Annotated in this window: 25 protein-coding genes; 8 read left to right on the forward strand and 17 right to left on the reverse strand. The window is 62.0% G+C overall.

From position 1 onward, the window contains the following. The first annotated feature begins 93 nt into the window (after window positions 1-93). The gene (locus BP869_RS05570; protein WP_342677698.1) at window positions 94-1053 is read left to right on the forward strand and encodes a hypothetical protein; all 960 of its coding nucleotides are present in this window, start codon (window positions 94-96) and stop codon (window positions 1051-1053) included. 153 nt (window positions 1054-1206) lie between these two features. Here BP869_RS05570 and BP869_RS05575 read toward each other — a convergent pair whose 3' ends face one another. The 3 genes from BP869_RS05575 to BP869_RS05585 all read right to left on the reverse strand — a co-directional run bounded on the left by BP869_RS05575 (window position 1207) and on the right by BP869_RS05585 (window position 2944). Next, window positions 1207-1506, reverse strand: coding sequence for a type I 3-dehydroquinate dehydratase (locus BP869_RS05575; protein ID WP_342677699.1), 300 nt, complete (start codon window positions 1504-1506; stop codon window positions 1207-1209). 150 nt (window positions 1507-1656) lie between these two features. After that, window positions 1657-2427: a winged helix-turn-helix transcriptional regulator gene (locus tag BP869_RS05580; protein WP_342677701.1), complete on the reverse strand. Its 771-nt coding sequence runs from the start codon at window positions 2425-2427 to the stop codon at window positions 1657-1659. A 34-nt stretch (window positions 2428-2461) separates the two neighbouring features. Next, complete coding sequence (locus BP869_RS05585) at window positions 2462-2944, reverse strand: hypothetical protein (RefSeq protein WP_342677703.1); 483 nt, start codon at window positions 2942-2944, stop codon at window positions 2462-2464. A 268-nt stretch (window positions 2945-3212) separates the two neighbouring features. Here BP869_RS05585 and BP869_RS05590 point away from each other — a divergent pair, with 268 nt between their 5' ends. Next, on the forward strand, window positions 3213-3701 hold the full coding sequence (locus BP869_RS05590; RefSeq protein WP_342677705.1) for a hypothetical protein: 489 nt from the start codon (window positions 3213-3215) through the stop codon (window positions 3699-3701). A 55-nt stretch (window positions 3702-3756) separates the two neighbouring features. Next, on the forward strand, window positions 3757-4251 hold the full coding sequence (locus BP869_RS05595; protein ID WP_342677707.1) for a hypothetical protein: 495 nt from the start codon (window positions 3757-3759) through the stop codon (window positions 4249-4251). Between the two features lie 80 nt (window positions 4252-4331). On the opposite strand, the gene BP869_RS05600 is transcribed toward BP869_RS05595, so the two are convergent. The 3 genes from BP869_RS05600 to BP869_RS05610 all read right to left on the reverse strand — a co-directional run bounded on the left by BP869_RS05600 (window position 4332) and on the right by BP869_RS05610 (window position 5879). Continuing rightward, window positions 4332-4967, reverse strand: coding sequence for a type I 3-dehydroquinate dehydratase (locus tag BP869_RS05600; RefSeq protein ID WP_342677709.1), 636 nt, complete (start codon window positions 4965-4967; stop codon window positions 4332-4334). A 96-nt stretch (window positions 4968-5063) separates the two neighbouring features. Continuing rightward, window positions 5064-5405 carry a carboxymuconolactone decarboxylase family protein gene (locus tag BP869_RS05605; protein ID WP_300164599.1) on the reverse strand — a complete coding sequence of 114 codons (342 nt, stop codon included), beginning with the start codon at window positions 5403-5405 and terminating at the stop codon, window positions 5064-5066. A 132-nt stretch (window positions 5406-5537) separates the two neighbouring features. Further along, window positions 5538-5879 carry a carboxymuconolactone decarboxylase family protein gene (locus BP869_RS05610; protein ID WP_342677712.1) on the reverse strand — a complete coding sequence of 114 codons (342 nt, stop codon included), beginning with the start codon at window positions 5877-5879 and terminating at the stop codon, window positions 5538-5540. A 182-nt stretch (window positions 5880-6061) separates the two neighbouring features. Between BP869_RS05610 and BP869_RS05615 the strand changes: the two genes are divergently transcribed. Next, window positions 6062-8569 (forward strand): U32 family peptidase, encoded by a 2508-nt coding sequence (locus BP869_RS05615; protein WP_342677714.1) that lies wholly within the window; start codon window positions 6062-6064, stop codon window positions 8567-8569. Here BP869_RS05615 and BP869_RS05620 read toward each other — a convergent pair whose 3' ends face one another. Continuing rightward, a complete protein-coding gene (locus BP869_RS05620; protein ID WP_342677716.1) occupies window positions 8570-8854 on the reverse strand; it encodes a chorismate mutase in 285 nt (94 codons plus the stop codon). A 76-nt stretch (window positions 8855-8930) separates the two neighbouring features. On the opposite strand from BP869_RS05620, the gene BP869_RS05625 reads away from it, so the two are divergent. Continuing rightward, entirely contained in the window at window positions 8931-9533 is a 603-nt protein-coding gene (locus tag BP869_RS05625; protein ID WP_342677718.1) for a peptidase M50, read from the forward strand. Here BP869_RS05625 and BP869_RS05630 read toward each other — a convergent pair. From BP869_RS05630 to BP869_RS05660, 7 genes are all read right to left on the reverse strand, one after another. Continuing rightward, complete coding sequence (locus BP869_RS05630; protein ID WP_342677720.1) at window positions 9508-10131, reverse strand: flavodoxin family protein; 624 nt, start codon at window positions 10129-10131, stop codon at window positions 9508-9510. The two genes, BP869_RS05625 and BP869_RS05630, sit on opposite strands and share 26 nt — an antisense overlap. Next, complete coding sequence (locus BP869_RS05635) at window positions 10121-10738, reverse strand: flavodoxin family protein (protein WP_342677721.1); 618 nt, start codon at window positions 10736-10738, stop codon at window positions 10121-10123. Before BP869_RS05635 ends, BP869_RS05630 begins: the two co-directional genes overlap by 11 nt. Window positions 10739-10746: 8 nt before the next feature. Beyond that, the gene (locus BP869_RS05640) at window positions 10747-12900 is read right to left on the reverse strand and encodes a PAS domain S-box protein (protein WP_342677723.1); all 2154 of its coding nucleotides are present in this window, start codon (window positions 12898-12900) and stop codon (window positions 10747-10749) included. A gap of 107 nt (window positions 12901-13007) precedes the next feature. Next, a complete protein-coding gene (locus BP869_RS05645) occupies window positions 13008-13646 on the reverse strand; it encodes a peroxiredoxin (RefSeq protein ID WP_342677725.1) in 639 nt (212 codons plus the stop codon). Window positions 13647-13667: 21 nt separating this feature from the next. Beyond that, window positions 13668-14009: a carboxymuconolactone decarboxylase family protein gene (locus BP869_RS05650; protein WP_342677727.1), complete on the reverse strand. Its 342-nt coding sequence runs from the start codon at window positions 14007-14009 to the stop codon at window positions 13668-13670. A gap of 4 nt (window positions 14010-14013) precedes the next feature. Further along, window positions 14014-14139, reverse strand: a complete 126-nt coding sequence (locus BP869_RS05655; RefSeq protein WP_300167229.1) for a desulfoferrodoxin FeS4 iron-binding domain-containing protein — start codon at window positions 14137-14139, stop codon at window positions 14014-14016. Between the two features lie 22 nt (window positions 14140-14161). Further along, window positions 14162-14386, reverse strand: coding sequence for a zinc ribbon-containing protein (locus BP869_RS05660; RefSeq protein ID WP_342677729.1), 225 nt, complete (start codon window positions 14384-14386; stop codon window positions 14162-14164). A 116-nt stretch (window positions 14387-14502) separates the two neighbouring features. Between BP869_RS05660 and BP869_RS05665 the strand changes: the two genes are divergently transcribed. Further along, window positions 14503-15105 (forward strand): flavodoxin family protein, encoded by a 603-nt coding sequence (locus BP869_RS05665; protein ID WP_342677731.1) that lies wholly within the window; start codon window positions 14503-14505, stop codon window positions 15103-15105. A gap of 353 nt (window positions 15106-15458) precedes the next feature. Here BP869_RS05665 and BP869_RS05670 read toward each other — a convergent pair whose 3' ends face one another. Both BP869_RS05670 and radC read right to left on the reverse strand, forming a co-directional pair. Beyond that, window positions 15459-16337 carry a cation diffusion facilitator family transporter gene (locus BP869_RS05670; protein WP_342677732.1) on the reverse strand — a complete coding sequence of 293 codons (879 nt, stop codon included), beginning with the start codon at window positions 16335-16337 and terminating at the stop codon, window positions 15459-15461. Between the two features lie 11 nt (window positions 16338-16348). After that, window positions 16349-17005, reverse strand: a complete 657-nt coding sequence (gene radC, locus BP869_RS05675) for a RadC family protein (protein ID WP_342677734.1) — start codon at window positions 17003-17005, stop codon at window positions 16349-16351. 161 nt (window positions 17006-17166) lie between these two features. Between radC and BP869_RS05680 the strand changes: the two genes are divergently transcribed. Both BP869_RS05680 and BP869_RS05685 read left to right on the forward strand, forming a co-directional pair. After that, complete coding sequence (locus BP869_RS05680) at window positions 17167-17667, forward strand: rubrerythrin family protein (protein WP_342677736.1); 501 nt, start codon at window positions 17167-17169, stop codon at window positions 17665-17667. 504 nt (window positions 17668-18171) lie between these two features. Next, a complete protein-coding gene (locus BP869_RS05685; RefSeq protein WP_342677738.1) occupies window positions 18172-19323 on the forward strand; it encodes an FAD-dependent oxidoreductase in 1152 nt (383 codons plus the stop codon). A gap of 3 nt (window positions 19324-19326) precedes the next feature. Here BP869_RS05685 and BP869_RS05690 read toward each other — a convergent pair whose 3' ends face one another. Next, window positions 19327-21318: a cation:proton antiporter gene (locus BP869_RS05690; RefSeq protein WP_342677740.1), complete on the reverse strand. Its 1992-nt coding sequence runs from the start codon at window positions 21316-21318 to the stop codon at window positions 19327-19329. Window positions 21319-21341 lie beyond the last annotated feature (23 nt).

Raw genomic sequence — 21341 nt, forward strand, 5'->3', positions numbered from 1 at the left:
CGGGTAAATCTCAATATTGGAATTTATAGCCACATTATCTTTAAAACTGTTTAACTAGCATATCTGCGATATGTTTTTGATGGAGTCTGTGGTATGACCCGCCAGAATCTTCTCGTCGGATTGATCGTCGGCGTTCTCGCCCTGATCATCATTGCGGCAGCGCTTGTGAGCCTATTCCCCTCCGGTGAGACGAAATCGGCATCCGGGGAGACGGGCCCTGCGTCCGTGGCATTCTCGCAGGACGACATGAAGGCCCTTGCAGTGGATATTGCGGCCAGGATCGACGGCGACGCCATGGCGGCGCTTCAGCCGGGAGATGAAAACACAACGGCGTTCATCGCCATCCGCGACCAGCTTGATGCCGTCCGGGCGTCCAACCCCAACATTGTCTACATCGGTACGATGCGAAAAACTGTGAATGCCACCGAGTACGTCGTGGATACAAACTACGGCAGCAATAGTTATGCGACTGCGATCGGCGATGTGTACGTCCCGACGGAGAATGACACCGTGTTTCTCGCCGGCTTTGTGGAACCCTCCGCTGAAACGTACACTGGCATCTCCGGGTACGCTCCTGTCAGGAACTCCAGCGGTACCGTCGTCGGGCTGGTGGGTATCGACACGTGGAGCGCGGTCGCGCCGGCCGACATGAAGGCCCTTGCCGCGGATACTGCGGCCAGGATCGACGGCGACGCCATGGCGGCGCTTCAGCCGGGAGATGAAAACACAACGGCGTTCATCGCCATCCGGGACCAGCTCGATGCCGTCCGGGCGTCCAACAACAACATCACCTACGCCTATACGATGCGGAAAGCGGGGGATGCCATCGAGTATGTCGTGGATGTGGAATATGGCAGCAGCAAGTATGCAGCTGCGATCGGCGATCCGTACACCCTGAGTGCTGTGGACGCCGTCATCCTCACCGGCTTCGTGAAGCCCTGCGCCGGGACGTACACCGACACCGTTGCGTACGCGCCCGTCAAAAACTCCAGCGGCGCCTTCGTCGGTCTGGTGGGCGTCGATGCGATGGTCGCCGCCATGCAGGATGTTTGAAGACCATTGCAGCGGTGAGTGCGGCAGGGAGATGAATATTCCCCGGCGTCCTCACCCTCCTCTCTTTTTCTGTCCCGTGGGGGGCCGGGCGAGCGGGAGAAAGTGATGGTGACGGCGATCCCGCCTCCCTTCCTTCTTTCCTCGAAAAAATGTTCACCTGTACGCGAGCAACTCCTGCAGCTGCTCCAGTTCCCTGATGTCGTACTGCCCCTCTGCCGTGGGGGTGCCGATGTGGCAGTAGACCGTCTCCGACCCGAAGAAGGGGAGGAAGGTGCGGGCGTACCTGAACTCCCCGCCCATGACGGTCGTGATGATGGGCTTCTCCGCGTCGAGGGTGAAGGAGAGGAGGTCGAGGAGGTCGTGCGCGGACGCCGGGGTGACGGCGATCTTCGGGATGTCGCCGTACGACCTGAGGTCCCGCTCGATAGCCAGGAGGTCGTCGGGAGAGGGCATGTACCTGATATGCGCCGAGGCGATGCTCGCCCTGGTGCTTGTTGATGCGGTGCTGGAGCAGGAGATGTATGGCGGGCTTTCCGGACGGATCTCCGAATAATCAGATCATCTCATTTTTTGGGGCGTGATCGGCACCCGATCGCAGGAAGGTCAGGCAGATGCCCTGCCAGAATCCCGGCTAATCGCCTGGTCCTTGTTCTCTTTCTTGAGAATGTCCGGGATATCCGGCATGAGGCGGTAATATGTACCCCTGCCGTTTCTGAACGATTCGACAACACCGTCGAAGTCGAGCCGTCTCATATGCCAGGAGACCGCCGGCCGGGAGATGCCGATTGCATCCGCGATCTCGGACTGCGAGAGTTCGGGCGTGTCGAGAAGAAGAAAAAGGATCTCTCTCTCTGTGGAGTTCTGCATATGGAGGAGAGTGTACTCTTTATCTGCGGTGTTATCGTCGGTAGCGATGAAGAAACCGACATTGCCCCTGTTCTGTACTTTTTTGATCATCCCTCCCGCTTGCAGGCGGGAGATATGATATGCGACCGTCCCGCGGCTGATCCCGGTTATCCCTGCTATCCGCGAGGCGGAGATGCCCGGCTGGTCCCTGATGCACGCATGGATCTTTTTCCTGTTCTCGGGGACCGTGGGGGGGGCGATCCGGTAGCCCAGGTATGCCAGGAGACCGGAAGAATAGATCAATTCTGCGGGGAACGCGAGGAGGGGACAATTGATCAGAATAAAATAACTGATGATCTGCAGCGGTGGGCCCTGCCAGATTGGGACGAACTCTTCGTCGTCCACATTGATCATATCGGCAGGCAGTTCTTCCGGCCCCGGCTCGAAGGCAATCTTTGCCGTTGCCGGATTCAGAAAGAGGAGCAGGACGAGTATGCCTGTAAAGAAAATGGTGGATGTCTTTTGCATCACGCAACCCTCGCGGATGATCAGAGGTGTCTCGTCAGGAATATAATACATTCAGGGTGTATGCATCTCCTCCTTCAGGCACAGAGTCGCCGTGGATATAGAATTTCCATATGCCCGCTGGAAGAGACGACGAATCTGATGTTATAAGCGAGATCTTTTCGTTGATCGTCCCGTCGACACCGTCCAAGTGTGGCCCGTACTGATCACCGTCAGGTGTATAGATAGTCAGGGAGACTGAGTCCGTGCTGGAGTGCGGGTGACCGCTCCAGTCGAGATTAACATTGATCCTTTTCGTGCCTGTGGGGATGTTCTTATTTATAACATCAGTCTCGCCGGGGTAGATCCGCCCGCCGATCGACTGGATGACATTGCCGAGTCCGGCGATGTCGTTCCGGTCGTCGTCGGGGGAGACGATGATCCTGTCGGCGTATCCTGCATCGCCGGTTGCTGCCGCACAGGGAACGAAGAGGAGCGCGGCGGTAATCAGGAAGCTGAGGACAATTCTTTCTGCATGCATGTTTGCACCGTGATCGACTCTGCGTCCGGAGACTTAACCTTTGTGAGCAGATCGTTTAACTGTCCGTTCGATTGTTAAATGATCTACTCATAAGCCCAATATATATCATTGAATATACTAATGGCCGTGGATGCCAGAATGGGTGTCCCGCGGGAGACCGGGCACCTGAATCTGCATGCACGCCCGGCCTCTCGCGCATGCTCGGAGGCGATCGGATTGCCCGGTGTCATCAGGGATGGCCGTTACTGTCCGTCGCTCTTCCCGGGAGATGAAAAAAGAGGTGTTGAACATGAAAAAAAACTATGGTTTTGGCTTTGCACTGGCGGCACTGCTGCTTGCAGGCATCATATGTCTGGCGAGCGCTGTGCCTGGAGACTCAGATGACATTGGGATTCTGTCCACAATGTCTCTGGGGAGTATGTATACGGACGGCACCGGCGATACGGCAAGCGTGTCTGTTGTGGGTTCTGTTACTGCTCCGGCCGGACAAAACACCTTCACTGCGACGTACAGAAATGTTAATGACGTAGATAATGATGGACAGGGAGCAATCTATCGTCTGAAAGTCTACGACGCGAATGGTGTGCCGCACACGGCCGAGAAAAAGGTTGACTGGGCAACCAGCGGTACAATCAGTGTGAGTTTCAATTCACAGGGGAGTGGCGATGCTCAGTATGAACTGTGGTGCGAGACGCACGACTGGTTCGATACGACAAAGGCAACAGCAACCGACTACGGTGATCTCGACTACGTCTGAATGGCGGTGCATCCCTTGAGGATGCACTCTTTTTGAAAGAGAGGAGTGATCTTGTGTGAATAAGAAAATCATGTGGTGCAGCATCGCCCTGATTCTCGTCCTTGCCGGTGCCCTGGCATATGTGATGTCGTACGCCCGGGAGGACGTTATCGTGGATACCACTGATTCAGGGGGCAGGGTCGTCTTTCTGGACAATGACTCCCAAGGTACCTTCACCCTCGGCGGTGCGTATGCCGATTTCAGGGGAAATGGAGTTTTTTCGAACTCTGTTTCTTCAATCGATACCGGAATGGGAGGAAGCAGTACCTTCACCACCTCCTGGAAACAGGGTGGGAAAAATGAACTCGGCAGCGCAAAGACAGCCGTCTTCACCCTGACAATCTGGGACCCCGCAGGCGTGCCGCACAGCACCACCCGGGAGTCACGAGAGGTCTCTTCAGGAACACTGAGCGTATCCTTTTCCCCTCATGAACCCGGAGAGGGCCGGTTTTTACTCACATCTACTATCTATGAGAGCAGGATGAATTTCTCGACTCTCTTCTTCAGATGATATGATGGGTCTGTACCTTCGATTCATCCGCTCGTCTATCGCCCTCTCGGGGCTCTTGAAGATATGATCCCCAAACAAGTTCACCTGTACGCGAGCAACTCCTGCAACTGCTCCAGTTCCCTGATGTCGTACTGCCCCTCGGCCGTGGGGGTTCCGATGTGGCAGTAGACCGTCTCCGACCCGAAGAAGGGGAGGAAGGTGCGGGCGTACCTGAACTCCCCGCCCATCACGGTCGTGATGATGGGCTTTTCCGCGTCGAGGGTGAAAGAGAGGAAGTCGAGGAGGTCGTGCGCGGACGCCGGAGTGACGGCGATCTTCGGGATGTCGCCATACGACCTGAGGTCTCTCTCGATGGCCCGGAGGTCGTCGGGAGAGGGCATGTACCTGATATGCGCCGAGGCGATGATCGTGGTGTGCTGGTAGCAAATCATCGGGGCAAACTTTCTGAACTTCCGCTCCACGTCCACGTAATCCACGAGATCGAGGAAGGGCTGGATAGTCGAGAACCATTGTTCCGCGTCGCCGGTGAATTTGCCGCCCTCTTCCCTGCTCCTGAGGGTGGCGATGATGGGGGCCGCGCAGTCGCCGCTGCATCCGGCCATCGCCGACGAAAGGTCCTCTCCCATGAGATCGAGCCTGAGTTCGATGAAATCGGCACCGAGTGCCACCGCTTTCTGGATCTCGTCAGGACTCGTCAGCGAGACGACGATCTTCATACCCTCAGGTATCACATCGTCACCTGTTATATGTCTGTCTCTCCGGCCCTGCGGGGGTACCGACGGTGGCGAAGGCGGAAAAAAAGGTTTTCTGGTTTATTCTGCCCCGTATTCTTCGCAGGCGTCGAGGACGTAGCGCATGAACGCCATGCCCGGTCCGCCGGCCATCGCCGCAGCCATCAGGGCGCCCTCCATGATCTCGGCCTTCGATGCCCCGGCCTCGATCGCCAGTTTCGTGTGGAGGGTGATGCAGAAGGGGGAGTGGTCCGCGACCGCGAGGGCGATGAGGATGATCTCCTTGAACTTTGCCGGCAGGGCGCCGTCCTTGCAGACCTGGTGGACGAAGGCGAGGAAGGTGTGCCAGACCTCGGGGTTAGACTCCTCGATCTCCCGGTTCGTCTGGAGGACCTGCGTCAGATACGTGTTTGCATCGGTCATGTATCCTATGCGTCTGGGCCTCCTCACCGATAAGAATTCGGAAACGTTCCCGCTGGGCTGTCGTGCCCCTCCCCGCCCGTTATCCCTGTATCGGGAGTGATATCAGGAACGAACCGATCACATGGCAGGCGTTCACTCTGCCCCGAACTCGTTGCAGGCGTCGATCACATAGCGCATGAAGGCCATCGAAGGCCCTCCGCCCATTGCGATCGCCATCATGGCCCCCTCCATGATCTCCTGCCTTGTCGCCCCGGCCTCGATGGCCCGCTTCGTGTGAATGGCGATGCAGAACTGGCAGTGGTCTGCGACGCCGAGGGCGACCATGATGATCTCCTTGACCTTTGCCGGGAGAGCCCCATCCTTTGACGTTGTCTGTACAAGAGCGGAGAACGCGTTCCAGGCTTCCGGATCGAAGGCCTCCAGGTCCTTTCTTGTCTGCGCCAACTGGCGCAGGTATGTCTTCGTGTCGGTCATGATACCCTATTCTTTTGGGCCGATCTCCGATAAATGTCTATGAAATGTCTCAGAAGGCCCATATGGTCCTTTGATGTATCTCCAATCCTTTCCTTTGCCTGCTATGATCTCCCGACGCTACCTCTCCTGTGCGGAGTCCTGGTGCCCCCTCTGAAAGGGATTTATCCCCTTCACCCCTATCTATGCACACGAAACCGGTGAAGATCCCCGAACTCCTCGCCCCTGCGGGCTCGATGGAGGCGTTGAAGGCAGCCGTCGCCGCGGGAGCGGACGCCGTGTACCTCGGCGGGACGCGGTTCTCGGCCCGGCGTTTCGCGGCGAACTTCGACGACGCCGCCCTGCAGGAGGCCGTGGACTACGCCCATATCCGCGGCGTTGCCGTGCACGTGACCGTCAACACCCTGGTCCACGACGCCGAACTCCCGGCCCTTGCCGACTATCTCCTCTTTCTCTATGAGATCGGCGTCGACGCCGTCCTGGTCCAGGACGTCGGCCTCCTCCGTCTTGCCCGCGCCCTCGTCCCCGGCCTCGTCATCCATGCCTCGACCCAGATGACGGTCACCACAGCGGAGGGCGTCAGGTGGGCGGCGGAGGCCGGGTGCTCCCGTGTCGTCCTCGCCCGCGAGGTGAGCCTTGCAGAAATCGAGGCGATGCGTCCTGTCCTTGAGGAGACAGGGTGCGAACTGGAGGTCTTCCTCCACGGTGCGCTCTGCTATGCCTACTCCGGGCAGTGCCTCCTCTCCTCGGTGATCGGCGGCCGGAGCGGGAACAGGGGGGCGTGCGCCCAGCCCTGCCGGAAACCCTATGCCCTGATGCAGGGGGAGTACGACCGGTACGGCAGGCCTGTGCGGATGAAACCTGTCCGCCTCCCCCACCGCTACCTCCTCTCGACAAAGGACATCTGCCTGTACCCGGTCCTCGACCGCGTCGTCGCGGCGCCCGTCTCCTCCCTGAAGATCGAGGGGAGGATGAAGGCGCCGGCCTATGTGGCGGTCGTCACCGCCATTTACCGCCGCGCCCTCGACGCCATCGCGGAAGGCCGCTGGACTCCCTCGCCCCGTGACGAAGAGGCCCTCGCCTTTGCCTTCACCCGCGGCTTCACGACCGGGTACCTCTGCGGCGAGAGGCACCGCGGCGTGATCGGCCCGGAGCGCCCTGACAATCGCGGCGTTGCGATCGGCCGGGTCGTCGCCTTCTCGAATGCCAGGATGGAGGCGACGGTCGCCCTTTCCGGGTCGCTTGCCCCGGAGAACGGGGACGGCATCGCCGTCTCCTCCCCTGAAGGAGAGTTCGGCTGCCTGGTGCGGGGGACACCGAAGAGCGGGAGGGACGGCGTGTGGGTCAGGCTGCCGCAGCCTGCGCCGATAGGTGCGGTCGTCTCCATCACCCGCCGCGCCTCCTTCGAGTCATGGGCGGAGGAGATCCTGCGGCAGGAGAGGCAGGCAATCCGGATCGACGCCGCTGTCAACTGGGAGGAGGACGGCACGCCGGTCGTCGAGGCCGTCTGCACGCCCGCCCGGCGCCGGGGGGTGGTGCGGGTCACCGTGCGGGGCGACGAACCGATGGGGAAGGCAAGGACGCGGCCGCTGACGGCAGACCAGATCGCGGAGCAACTCTGCCGCACAGGCGGCACGCCCTATGTCGTCGGCGACCTCGATCTTGCCTATCCCGGTGGACTCTTTGCCCCTCCCTCGTACCTCAACGCCCTGCGGCGGAGCCTCCTTGAGGCGGCCGGAGAGGCCCTCTGCGAGGCGGCACGGCCGCCCGCCGCCGAGATCGCCGCCGCCCGTGTGCGGCTTTCCACCCTCCTCCCCGCGCTGAAGGCCGGAGGGAAGACTGCGGAACAGAAAAAGCCGGTGCTCTCCGTCTACACGGACACGGCCGCAGGCGTCGAGGCCGCCTCGGCCGCCGGTGCAGGACGCATCTACTTCGAGCCAGTGGAGTGCACCGCGGACGCGCTTGCCTCTGCCGTCAGGGCTGCGGCCGGCGTCCCCCTCGTCTGGAAATGGCCGAAGATCGTGCGGCGCACCTTCCTTAACGCCGCCCTCCCCCTCCTCTGCCAGGCCGCGGAGGCAGGCGTCGCCGGCGTCATGGTCGAGGGACACGGCTGCGCCGGGGCGATCAGGACGGCCCTGCCCGGCATGCCCATCTACGGGGCGTCGGGCCTCAACATCTGGAACGCGGATGCCGTCGCCGCCCACGGCGACTTCGCCCTCCTCACCCTCTCCCCCGAACTCTCGGGAGACGATATCAGGTCCCTCGTCGCCCGCCTCCCCGACACGGCCCCTGCGGTCGAGGTCGTCGTGCAGGGCGTCGCCGGGGCGATGGTCACCGAGGACTGCCCCCCCGCCACCGCCCTCGGCTGCCCTGCCGGGTGCGGGGGCGCCGCCTTCGGCATCAGGGACGAGAAAGGCATGACCTTCCCCCTCTGGCCCGTCGGGGAATGCCGGACCTCCATCGGCAACGCCGTCGAGACCTGTCTCATCGACCGCCTCCCCGCCCTCGTCGCCGCCGGGGTCGGCGGCATCGCCATCGACGCCCGCAGGCGCGGCCCGGCCTATGCCCGCGAGATGGCCGGCATCTACCGCGAGGCCCTCGACGGCCGCGTCTTTGCAGACCTGAAGGCGCGGGCGAAGGCCCTCTCCCTTGGCGGGATCACCGCCGGGGCCTTCGTCCACGGCACCGAATGATCAGGGGAGGTTCCCCTCCCCCGTACACTCCCGCTGCCTCTCCTCGCTCATCTCGACGAGGATCTCGAAGATCGTCCGCACCTGCACCGGGTTGATGTTCTTTTCCACCGCCTCGTTGAAGACCCGTTCGAGCAGCGCCCGCCTCCTCCCCTCGTCCCTGACCGGGGCCCCGGCAAGGTACTTCTCATGGGCCATCCGCCCGGCTATCGCCTGCCTTTCGGCGATAAGGGCGATGATCCGGGAATCCACGGCATCCACCTCTCTCCTGATCTCCTCGATTGTCATGCCTGTTGGATTGCTGTCCTGGTTCAAAACCGTGCCGACCCACAGGGATATACCTCCGGAAGGCGCACGATCCTCTATGCTCGAAAGAATCCCGCGGCGGGAACGGCGTGACCTCCTCATCGCCTGGGTCGCCATCGCCGTCGCCTTCAGCCTCCTCTATGTCCGGGGCGGGATCGCGCTCTCAAGCTTCCTGCTCTACTTCGTCGTCTCCCTCCTCACTGTCGGGGTCGGCTTTGTCCTCCACGAACTCGCCCACAAGTTCGCGGCCATGCACTTCGGCTACTGGGCCGAGTTCGAGAAGGACAACACCATGCTCGTCGTTGCAGTGGTCCTCGCGGCCCTCGTCGGCGTCGTCTTCGCCGCACCCGGCGCCACCATGATCTACGGCTCCACCACGAAAAGGGAGAACGGGATCATCTCGGCGGCCGGGCCGGTAACGAACCTCGCCCTCTGCGGCGTCTTCTTCGGCGTCTTCCTTGCCGGCGGGGCTCTCGAAAACATGCTCATCTGGCTGATCGGCATCATGGGCGTCCAGATCAACGCCATGCTCGCCGCCTTCAACATGCTGCCGGTGAGCGTCCTCGACGGAAGAAAAGTTCTGGATTGGGATATGCGGGTCTTTGCGGTGCTCTTCGTCGCCGCCTTCGCCGCACTTATCGCCGCATTGACGTACCTGTAGAGATCAGGGAGAGCACCTCCGCGACGACCTCCTCCCCCTTCTTTTTTGCGTCGTTCAGTGCGGTCGGATGACCCCTGATCCCGCCGTACTCGTCCATGTTGTTTGCGATGATATTGTCGTAGTACTCAAAGCCCGTCCCGTTGAAAAAGGCCGTCATCATCGGGTACGCCGAATCGAAGACATAGTCCCAGCTCTGCCCGGCCGTCGAGATGAAGACCCCCTTGTGCCGCCTGATATGCTCGTCAGGGAAGAACAGGGTCTTCAGGACGAACTTCTGCGCCCAGAGGAATTGCCCGCGGTCGATGAGTCCCTTCATCTCGGCCGTGATCCCCATCGAGTAGATCGGCGAGGCGAGGGCGAGGACGTCGGCCTCCAGGATCTGCTCGAAAAGCCAGGTCAGGTCGTCCTTCACGATGCAGTCCCCTCTCTTGTGGCAGGCATTGCAGCCGCGGCATGCCGTGTACGAGAGTTCTCTCAGCACCACCTTCCTGACATCCGCACCCACCTCCCCGGCCCCGTCGAGGAAGGCGTCGAGGAGTGTCTCGGTGTTCCCGTGCCTGTGCGGGCTTCCCGAGATGCCGAGGACCTTAACTGTCATCGCCGAACCGCTCCTTCAGTTTCTGCACGATCTCCCTGCCCAGGGCCTCCGCGTCGGCCCTCGCCGTCGGGTGGCCCTCGATCTCGCCGGCATAATCGACACCGTTCACCATCAGATAGGAGATGTCGCTGTCCCTGATCTCCATCACGTGGTAGAAACACTTCACGCTCGGGACCGCCGCATCGAAGACATGATCCCATTTCTGCCCGGCCGTCGAGAGGAAGACGCCGAGCCGTTTTCCCTTCCGTTCGGGCGGGACGACCGGGAGTTTGAGGACATATTTCCTCGACCTGAAGACCTGCGCACGGTCGATGAGGGCCTTCACCTGCGAGCAGATCCCCATGCAGTAGATCGGGGCGGCGAGGACGACACAATCGGCGTCGAGGAGTTCCGGGCCGAGCCAGTCGAGGTCGTCCCTCTGGACACATTTATTCAGGGTCTCGCAGGCATTGCAGCCGCGGCAGGGGTTGACGTCCACCTCGTCGAGGGCGACCCTCTCGACCTCCGCCCCCTCCGCCTCCATGGCGGCGACTACCCAGTCGAGGAGGGTTTCTGAGTTCCCGTGCCGGCGCGGGCTTCCGGCGATTGCGAGGACATGGATTGCCATCGCATCTCCTATCGTCCGGCATCACAAAAAGGTTGGCGGTCCGGCGTCGTCTTCGCATATCTGTATCGCCCTTTCGGGACGGCGATCTCAAAGCGCACCCCTTCTCCCGGCACACCCGTCTCCCTGATCGCAAGGCCGGTGAGGGAGAGGATCTCCCGCGAGAGAAAGAGCCCGAGACCACTGTGCTTCCCGGCCCCGCGCCTGAATATCTCCTCCTTATCCGCAGCAGACACGCCGACACCATTGTCCTCGTAGATGAGGGTGATTCCATCTCCCCCGATAGCGACGCCGAAACGGATCCTCGTCGCGTCTTCGCCATGCACGGCAGTGTTGTCCACCAGGTTGTAGAAGACCCGTTCGAGAAGGGGGTCGGCGAGGATATGGAGTGCCGGGTCAATCTCCGCCTCGAAGGCGATCCCCTGGGGGGAGCGCTGGGTAAAGGCACGTCTGATCCCCTCCCCGACCACCTGCCAGGTCGGTCCCCTGACCCCGAGTTCCTGGTAATCGCGCGTGAACTCGGCGAGGCGCCTGAGCCTTTCCGAGGTCTCGACGAGCCTCCCGAGATAGGTAATGTGGGTGTCGTCAAGCCCGGCCAGTTCCAGGTACCCCTGGAGGACGGTGATCTGGTTGAGGAGGTCGTGGCGGATGATGGAGTTGAGGAGGTTGAGTTTCCGGTTCGCCTCCTGTGCGGCGCACTCCATCGCCTTCCTCTCGGTGATGTCGACGCCGTAGAGGTTTGCATATCCGCCCTCGGCCACCGGGACGCAGGTGAGCGTGTAGTCGGTGCCGTCCGCCGCCGCGTCCCTGCTCCTCTTCTGTCCGGTCTCCAGTGTCTCGGCGACGATTTCCTGCCATGATTCCGGGATGATGCCGTCCACCCCGGTCCCCCACGTCTCAAGAAGGCTCTTACTCGCCCCGTTGGCATAGAGGATCCGGCCGGTCCCGCTCACCCTGATGACCGGGCCCGGGTTCTCCTCAGGAAACTTTGCAAGGTTTCTGATCTCCTCTTCGGCCTGCTTCCTGTCGGTGATGTCATAGGCCGCACCCTGGACCCCTGTTGGACGGCCGTCAGGGCCGGGGACAGGCTGGACCTGGAGGTGCATCCACCGGCCCTCTCCGTCCTTTCTGAGGATCCTGATGTCGGCCGTTGCCGGACTGCCGGTTGTGAGGGCGCCCTGAAAACACACCGCATAGGCCTCCCTGTCTGCCGGCTGGATGATGGTGTCTTCCTTCCCTGTCCTGGCAAGGATCTCTCCGGCAGAATACCCGGTGACCCCCTCGACGTTGCCGTGGAGAAAGACCGGGTTCAGGTCGGCGTCTGTCCTGAAGGCGATGCCCGGGAAGTTCTGGAGGAAGAGCCGGTACCGTTCTTCGCTCTCGCGCAGGGCCTCCTCCATCACCTTCCTGTCGGTGATGTCCCGCGAGATCCCGGCGGTCCCGGCCGCCCGGCCGGCGCCGTCCGCGACGGGTGTCTTGATCGTTTCCACCCACCTTTCGGAGCCGTCGGCCCTCCTGAGCGGCTCCACGATAGAGATCCGCCTCCCCGAAGCCATTACCATCTCGTCCTCCGCGTGGTGCTTCGCCGCGATATCGGGCGGCCAGACCGCGGCATCGGTCTGGCCGATGACCTCCCCGGCAGCCCGCCCTGTGGAGGTTTCAAATGCCCGGTTGACAGCGACGAAACGGCCTTCCCTGTCCTTGAGCCAGGCGATGTCGGGTATGTTGTTCAGGATCGCCTTCTGCTGCCGTTCGCGTTGCCTGAGGTCCTCCTGGAGTTCCACCTGCCTGGTGATGTCGGCGATGAACCCTTCCAGGGCGACAAGACGGCCCTCCTCGTCAAATACGCCCCTGCCCTGCTCCCAGACCCATCTTTCCCGCCCGCTGGCCGTCTTCACCCGGTAGGTCGCCCTGAAGGGGCCCCCCTTCCTGATGGCCTCCTGGATCTCTTTCCAGACATGGTCCCTGTCGTCCTTGTGGATCAGGCTGCCGTACATGACGTCGCCGCCTGTGAGGTCGGCGGGAGGGTACCCGAGAAGGTCATACGAGCCTTCGCTCACGAACTCCATCGGGTAGGCGGGATCGTTCCTGCACCGATACACCATGCCGGGGAGGTTGCTCATCAGGGTGGCGAGTTGCCGCCTCGGTTCGGATATGCCCTCCATATCATTCTCAATGACAGGCGCTATCAGGTATTAGTGTTCTGATCCGTTTGCCCGAGGCCGGAGGAGTGGAAGAAGACGGGACGGTTTTTGTCCCGGCCTCAAAAAAGTCAGATCGTTTTGAAGCAGAGGTACCAGTCCTTGCACTCGTAGCCCTCGCCGGCCCGCTTCTCCATCTCCGCGGCGGTCTTTGGCGGGGGAACGACGACTTTTTCGCCCGGCTGCCAGTTCGCCGGTGTCGAGACCTTGTGCCGGTCGGTCGTCTGGAGGGCCTTCACCAGCCTGACGATCTCGGGAATGTACCGGCCGTTCGTGAGCGGGTAGTAGATCATCGCCCGCATCTTTCCCTCGGGGTCGATGAAGAAGACGGTCCTGATCGTCTCCGTGCTGCTCGTGCCCGGGTGGATCATGCCGAACGTCTTTGCGACGCTCATGTCGAGGTCGGCGATGACCGGGAAGGGGATCTTCACGCCCATCTTCTCCTCGATGTTCCTCACCCAGGCGAGGTGCGAGTGGACGCTGTCGATGGACAGTCCGATCAATTTCACGTTCAGGGCTTCGAGTTCGGGATATGCCTGCGCAAGAGCGACGAACTCGGTGGTGCAGACCGGCGTGAAGTCTGCCGGGTGAGAGAAGAGGACGACCCATTTTCCCCGGAGGTCGGAGAGTTTAAGGCGCCCCTGTGTTGTGACCGCCTCGAAATCGGGTGCAGCCTCGCCGATAATGGGAAGGGAGTGTGATTCCTCCATCTCTGTTGCCTCCACCCCTCCCTATCCCATGATTTCTTCGAGGGCCGCCTTGCCGTAGACATAGGCGGGCATGCCGGCAAGAAGGAATGCGACCCTGAGGCCCTCCTCGATCTGCTCCTTCTTGACGCCCAGGCTCTTTGCCCCTGCCATCTGGGCCCGCACCGCGTGGCGGTCCCTGAGTGCGGCGGCGATGGCGATGGCAAGCACTTTCTTTGTCTGTTTGGAGAGTGCGCCGTCGGCCCAGACCATCTGGTCGAGGCCCATCACCTTCTCGTAGAGATCAGGTTCGACCGTCTTCAGTTCGGCGAAGATCTTCGGGACTTTCCCGATCTTCTCTTCCAGTTCTTTCAGTTTCTGCTCCATTTTCTTACTCCCGGAGGACCATCGGTTCGCCGCAGCAAACCAGTTCTCCTCCACCAACTTCTTTCACTTCAACGACGTTGCCGCAGATCTCACAGATGAAGACCTGCCCCACTTCCTCGACATTGACCATCGTCCTCGCCCTCGTGAAGGATCTATTTCTTCCGCTTCGGCGGGTGAATGGCGTCTTCCGGCGTCTTGATGTCGGGCCTGATATGGGTCATCGGGAAGCACTGGTAGTTCTCACAGGCGCAACTCGGGCACTGGACGAGGTCCCTCTCTGCCTCGGTCACATGGAGTTCGCGGCCGCAGTCGATGCAGACATAGGTCCCTGGCCCGACCTTCTGGCCTGCTTTCACGTCCTTGGGTTTTTCTGCCATCACTGTTTCACCAGCGACTGATTATAATTCCTTTTTATATATTCTTTGCTCATTTTTTGGCCCCGCCTTCCCGTGTCGAGAGTAACTATATAGAGCAGCAGACCGAGGTCGATCGTATGCCGAAAAAGATCATCGCCCTGCTTGGAAGCCCGGTGCGGGGGGGCAACACCGCGTACCTCTTCAATAAGGCGGTGGAAGGGGCTGAAGAGGCGGGGTGCGAGGTCGAGAAGGTGATGGTGCCGTACCTCAATTTTCAGCCCTGCATGGAGATCCTCCACTGCATGGCCCATGAGGACTGCCAGATGCAGGACGACCTGACGCCGTACTACCGGAAGTTCAGGGAGATGGACGGCCTGATCATCGCCACGCCGATCATGACGATGGGTATCCCGGGCAAGTTGAAGTCCTTCATGGACCGGTTTCAGGTCTTTTATATGGCGAAGTATATGCGCATGCAGCCTTTCATCTCAAAAGAGCGCCGGAAGGAGAGAAAGACCCTGTTCATCTGCATCTCCGGCATGAACCTTCCCGACAACTTCGACGGCGCCCTCCAGACGACGCGGACCTTCTGCGAGATCATCGACTGCCCGTACTGGGAGGGGGTCTTCCAGAAGGACATGGACCATGTGCGGGACATCAGGACGCGGCCCAAGGTCGTCGAGGCCGCCTACGAGAAGGGGAAGGAGCTCTGCCGGTTGGTCGGGAAAAAAGATCTGTAGAATTCCTTGGGTAAGGGTAATATCTAAAGCGATAACTGGAGAAATCCCGTCTTGCACATGTTCCGGGGGTATTTCATCTGCCGGGCGGCGAAGACCTAACGGTCTTCTTTTCCTCACTTCTTTCGGCTCTCGAAAATGATCTGTCCTTTTTCTCATGCTCGCTAACGCTTGCACTCCCCATTACGATAGGGAGCGGGTGACAGTCCTCTTCGACATGCAGGGTTTATCCTTCCCCTGTTCTATCCTGGATCGGGGGTCCGGGGGCTTGCCCCCGGCGGACTGTAGGGGGAAGGCAACGGATCGGTACGCACGCAGTAAAATCAAAGAGGAGACTCAGCCTCCTGAGTCCCCCCTCAGACCTTCTCCCTCCCGTCCCTCTCCCCCGGTTCGATATGGACGATCACCTCCTTCATGCCGGGGACGCCCCCCGTGATCGCGGCCTCGACCTCCTTTGCGATCCCGTGCGCCTCCTCGACGGTCATGGCGGGATCGACGGTGATATGGATGTCGGCCATCATTTCGCCGGGGGCGCCCCGGCACCTGAACTCGTGCGAACCGAGGACGCCCGGGATCCCGGCGACGATCTCCCTGACATTCTCCTCGCACTGCACGGTGGCGGCGTCGGTGAGGACCATCCCGGCCTCCCGTACGATGGAGAGGCCCATCCTGCCGATGAGCGCCCCGATGGCAAGGGCGATGAGGGGGTCGGCCAGGGGATAACCGAGGTACACGACGACGAAACCCCCGAGGACAGAGAGGGAGACGAAGACGTCGCTCTTCGTGTGTTCGGAATCGGCGATGAGAAAACTGCTCCCGAGTTCCTCGCCCACCCGCCTCTCGTACAGGGCGACGAAGATGTTGATGGCGGTCGTGGCGACCATCACGCCGACGGTCAGGGCGGTGATGTGGGGGACGGCGCCGGTGGTGAGGCGGACGACCCCCTCGCTGATCACCCAGTAGGCGGTCAGGAGGAGCATCCCGCCGACGAGAAGTGTCCCAAAAGTCTCGACCTTCGCGTGGCCGTACGGGTGGTCCCTGTCAGGGGGGCGGGCGGCGATGCCGGTGGCGGCAAGGCCGATGATGTTCGAGGCCGAGTCGAAGGAAGAGTGGAGGGCGTCGGCGACCATGGACATCGAACCGGCCATGAAGCCGAAGACCGCCTTTGCGACGGCTACGATGACGTTGAGGATGAGGATGAGCCAGAGTGTCCGCCTGACCCGGTCGTACTCCATCGCCTCCCCCCTCAGAGGAGCCCTGCCTCCCGCATGGAGAGGTGGCCCTTCTTTGTGATGATGAGGTGGTCGAGCACCCTGATGCCGAGAATGTCCGCCGCGGCCGTGAGTTGTTTCGTCATGGCGATGTCCTCCCTGCTCGGCTGGAGACTCCCCGAGGGGTGGTTGTGCACGAAGACCACCGAGGTCGCCCTGTCGGTGATCACGTCGGCGAAGACCTCCCGCGGGTGGACGGGGCTGTAATTGATGAGCCCTTTCGTGACCTCCCTGTTGCCGACGACCTCGCCGGCGCCGTTCAAGGAGATACAGATAAAGTACTCCTGCTGCCTGTCGGCGAGGTACTTCACGAGGGGGAGGACGTCGGCCGGGCAGGTGACCCGCGTCTCCGCCGGGAGGAAGCGGCGCCGGGCAAGTTCGAAGGCGGCGGTGATCTGGCAGGCCCTGGCCTCCCCGACGCCCGGCACCCTGACAAGGGCGTCGTACGGCGGGACGCACGAGTCCGCGATCACCCCTTCGATCTCGCGGGCGACCTCCAGCACGTCGCGCCCGGCCACGCCGCTCCCGATGATCGCGGCGATGAGTTCGCGGTCGGTGAGGGCCGTCGCACCCTTCGCCGCGATCTTCTCCCGTGGCCGCTCGCGGGCGGGCACCTCCCGCATCTGTTTCATCAGGGGGTGATCTGCCCTCGCAGTATATAAATCTTCGAATACTCTCCTCTTCTGGATCGGTGTCATATGGGTGCTTGAATGGACAGATGTGCTCCTTTATGCCTGGTACGGTGGAGAAGGACGGGAATATTTTTTTATGGATGCCTGCAGAAGAGATGGTCATGGCAACACTGGAGAATATCAAGGCAGCATTTGCCGGCGAGTCGCAGGCGAACCGCAAGTACCTCGCCTTCTCGGAGAAGGCGGACAAGGAAGGCTTCAAGAACGTGGCACGCCTGTACCGCGCCGCATCGCAGGCCGAGGCGATCCACGCAAAGCGCGAACTCTCCGTGATGGGCGGGATCAAAAAGACGGCCGAGAACCTCCAGGGGAGCATCGAGGGCGAGACCGACGAGTTCACCGAGATGTACCCGGCCTTCGTCGAAGAGGCGAAGACAGAGGGCAAGCCCGAGGCCGTCGCTATCTTCACCCACGCGATGAAGGCCGAGCAGGTCCATGCCGGTCTCTATACGAAGGCCCTTGAGGCCGTCCTCGCCGGGAAGGACTTCGAGGGCGCCGAGGTCTTCCTCTGCCCCTGGTGCGGGAACATCGAGATCGGGAAGGCGCCGGAGACGTGCCCGATCTGCGGTGAGGCCGGGAAGAACTTCATCAAGGTTGAATAAACCTCTCCTTTTTTTCTGGAAAACCGCCCATGAAACATTCTTTCCCGGCGGTTTTTGAAAAACGTCGGGAATAGTGGATCGGATACATCATACAGAGATTGTAAAGCGGAGACTGCGGCCCCCTGTCTTTTGCACCGTTGCACCTGTTTTCTCTCCTTCGCGCCGGTATTGCACCGGGGAGATCCGTCGTCGACAGCCGCCGATCCGGCAACAGAGCCGTGCACGCCGGGTGCACGCCGACGTTTACACCAGCCCGCGTATCGCAGCACCATACACCACCCCCGCAGGCGTGCCGTATGTTCTCCGGATCGTGTGTAAATTACCCCGGGTATCTGTACACACTTCTCATACTGTACTCTGTACGCACATACCTCTCAGGAACGGTCCCCTTCTGCCGCCGCCTCGTTTCCACCACCCTGGTGCAAACCCGGCGCGAAGGTGGAAAGGTCGGGGTCGATCCCCGACCTGCACAACCCTTTTATCCCGGCCTTCCAACTCCCCCCTATGCCGGAGGTGAAAGTCTACTCCACGAAGCAGTGCCCGTACTGCCGGATGGTCAAGGCCTTTCTGGAGAAACACGGGATAGAATACGAAAATATCGACGTCGGCGAAGACGAGGAGGCGGCCCGCGAACTCTTCCGGGTCTCGAAGCAGCTCGGCGTTCCGGTGACGGTGGTGGGGGAGGACGTGGTCGTCGGTTTCGACGCACCCCGCCTCAACGCCCTCTTCGGCACTGAGAAGAAGGAAGAACTCTACGACATCGTTATCCTGGGCGCCGGCCCCGCGGGCCTCACCGCCGGGGTGTACACGACGCGGAAACTCCTCTCCACCCTGATCATCACGGAGAACATCGGTGGGCAGGCGATGGAGAGCTGGGCAGTCGAGAACTATATGGGCTACCGGGTGGTCTCGGGCGAGGACCTGATGGCGAAGTTCGAGGAGCAGGCGCGGGGCCTGAATGTCAGCCTCGAACTCGACCGGGCTATCGGCGTCAGGAGGGAGGACAGCACCTTCGTCGTCACGACGTACGGCGACCGGACCTTCAGGGCGAGGAGCGTCATCGTCGCCACCGGCCGCAGCCCCCGCCGCCTCGGTGTCGAGGGCGAGGAGAGGTTCTGGGGCCGGGGCGTCTCGGTCTGCTCAACCTGCGACGGCCCCCTCTTCCGGGGCAAGGACGTCGCCGTCGTCGGCGGCGGCAACTCAGCGGTGACCACGACGCTTGAGATGGCGAAGATCGCGCGGACGGTCCACCTCATCGTCAGGAGCGCCTTGAAGGCCGACGCCGTCTATCTCGACCTCCTGAAGACAAAGGAGAACGTGGCCGTCCACCGGCCCTATGTCGTCTCCGGCCTTGTCGGCGAGACGGTGCTCACCGGCGTGAAGATCCGGCAGAAGGAGACGGGAGCCGAGGAGGAGATCGCCGTCGACGGTGTCTTCGCCGAGATCGGTCACGAACCGAATATCGGGGCCGTCCAGGATCTTGTCAGGATCAATACCGGCAGCGAGATCGTCGTCGACGAAAACTGCTGCACAAGCGTGCCCGGCATCTTTGCGGCCGGTGACGTCACCTCCGTTCATGGCAAGCAGATCATCATCGCGGCAGGTGAGGGAGCGAAGGCGGCCCTGGAGGCGCACGCGTACCTGCTCTCCCGGTGACCCTCACCCTTCCTTTCTCTCCCTGAAGAGGTGGTCGACGTCGGCGATCCTGTCCTCGGGGCCGATGACGACGCAGACGTCGCCGGCGAGGATTGCCGTCTCACCGTCCGGGGCGGCGATCACCCGCGCCCCCCGGCGGACCGCGAGCATGGTGACGCCGTGCTTCCGCCGCAGGTCGGCCTCCGCGAGGGTCATGCCCGCGATGGCCGCCCCTTCCCCGACCCGCAGGCTCTCCACCTCGGCACCAGGCTGGTAGAACCCGATGTCGTGGAGGCCGGGCCGTGCGGCCTCCGCCGACCGGAAGAGTACGTAGCCGTCGGCCCGCACCTCCGCGGTGAAACGCTCGATCTCGTCCCTCGGGACAAGGTAGGCGGTGAGGATGCGGGTGAAGATCTCGATCGAGGTGACATATTCCTCGGGGATCACCTCGTCGGCGCCGAGGCTGGCGAGTTCGTCGATGTCGCCGACATACCGGGTGCGGGCGATGATCCGCAGGTGCGGGTTTGCCCGGCGGGCGGCGGCGATGATCCGCCGTGTCGCCGAGGGGTCGGAGATGACGACGACGAGCACCTTTGCCGTCCTGATGCCGGCATGGCCGAGGACCGCTCTCCGTGTGGCGTCGCCGTAGTGGATCGGTTCTCCTTTCACCCTCTCCAGTCTCACCGTCTCCGGGTTCGTCTCGATGACCACATACGGGATCTTCGCCGCCTGTGCCGCCCTGGCGACGTTCTTCCCGCCGATCCCGAACCCGACGATGATGATGTGGTCGTTCATCTCGGGCTCCTTCGCGAACGTCTCCCTGATCGTGCCCCGCCTGATCCGCTCGGGAAGGTCGAGGCGCATCGCCCTGTCGGCGACCTTCGGCGCCGCGGAGAAGACGAAGGGTGTGGCGATCATCGTGACGACCACCATCGCCAGGAAGGCCTGGTACAGTGCCCCGTCGATGAGCCCTGCGCTGAGGCCGGCACTGGAGAGGACAAAAGAGAACTCTCCGATCTGGCTGATCGCGAATCCGGTGAGGACGGCCGTACGGAGGGAGTGGCCGATGGCGAGGGTGACACCGCCGGCGACGAGGGCTTTGGCGACGATGACGCCCGCGGTGATGATGAGGATGATCACGGGGTTGGCCAGGAAGAAACCGGCGTCGAGGAGCATGCCGACCGAGACGAAGAAGAAACTCGTGAAGACCTCTTTGAAGGGGATGACGGCACCGATGGCGTCCTGGGAGTACTCGGACTCCGAGATGATCAGCCCGGCCAGGAAGGCACCCAGGGCGAGGGAGAGGCCGGCGCTCTGGGTGAGCCAGGCGGTGAAGAGGCAGATGACCAGGACGGAGAGGAGGAAGATCTCCGGGCTCCGCAGGCGGGCGACATGGTAGAGGGCGGCCGGGACAAGCCACTTCGCGGAGACGACGACGAACCCGATGATCCCTGCGGAGGTGGCAAGGAAGAGGGGGACAGACGTCCCTCCCACCCCTTCGGCCCCGGCGAGCATCGGGACGAGGAGCATCATGGGGATGATCGCGAGGTCCTGGAAGATGAGGATCCCGAGGGCGGTCCTCCCGTGCGGGCTTTCGACCTCGGAGCGCCCCTGCAGCAGGGAGAGGACGATCGCCGTCGAGGAGAGGGAGAGGAGAAAACCGAGGAAGACGGCCTGTGCCGGGGGGATGCCGGTGATCCATGCGCCTGCAGCCACCGCCGTGACCGTCAGGAGCACCTGGAGGGTGCCGCCGACAAGCACGGCCCGCCGTATCCGCAGGAGTTCTGTGAACGAGAACTTCATCCCGATGGTGAAGAGGAGGAGGACCACCCCGATCTCGGCGAGGGCCTCGACGGTTTCGGTCTCCTGCACGAGCCCCAGGGCATGGGGGCCGGCGACCATCCCCGCGATGAGGAACCCGACGATGCCGGGCACCTTCAGTCGGGAGGTGACGAAGATGATCGCGATGGAGAGGGCGAAGATGACGACAATGTCGTCGAGGATGGCGGCGTCCATGAGGGTCCCCTGATCCCTCCTGA

This window comes from Methanofollis sp. UBA420 (assembly GCF_002498315.1).
Taxonomy (GTDB): domain Archaea; phylum Halobacteriota; class Methanomicrobia; order Methanomicrobiales; family Methanofollaceae; genus Methanofollis.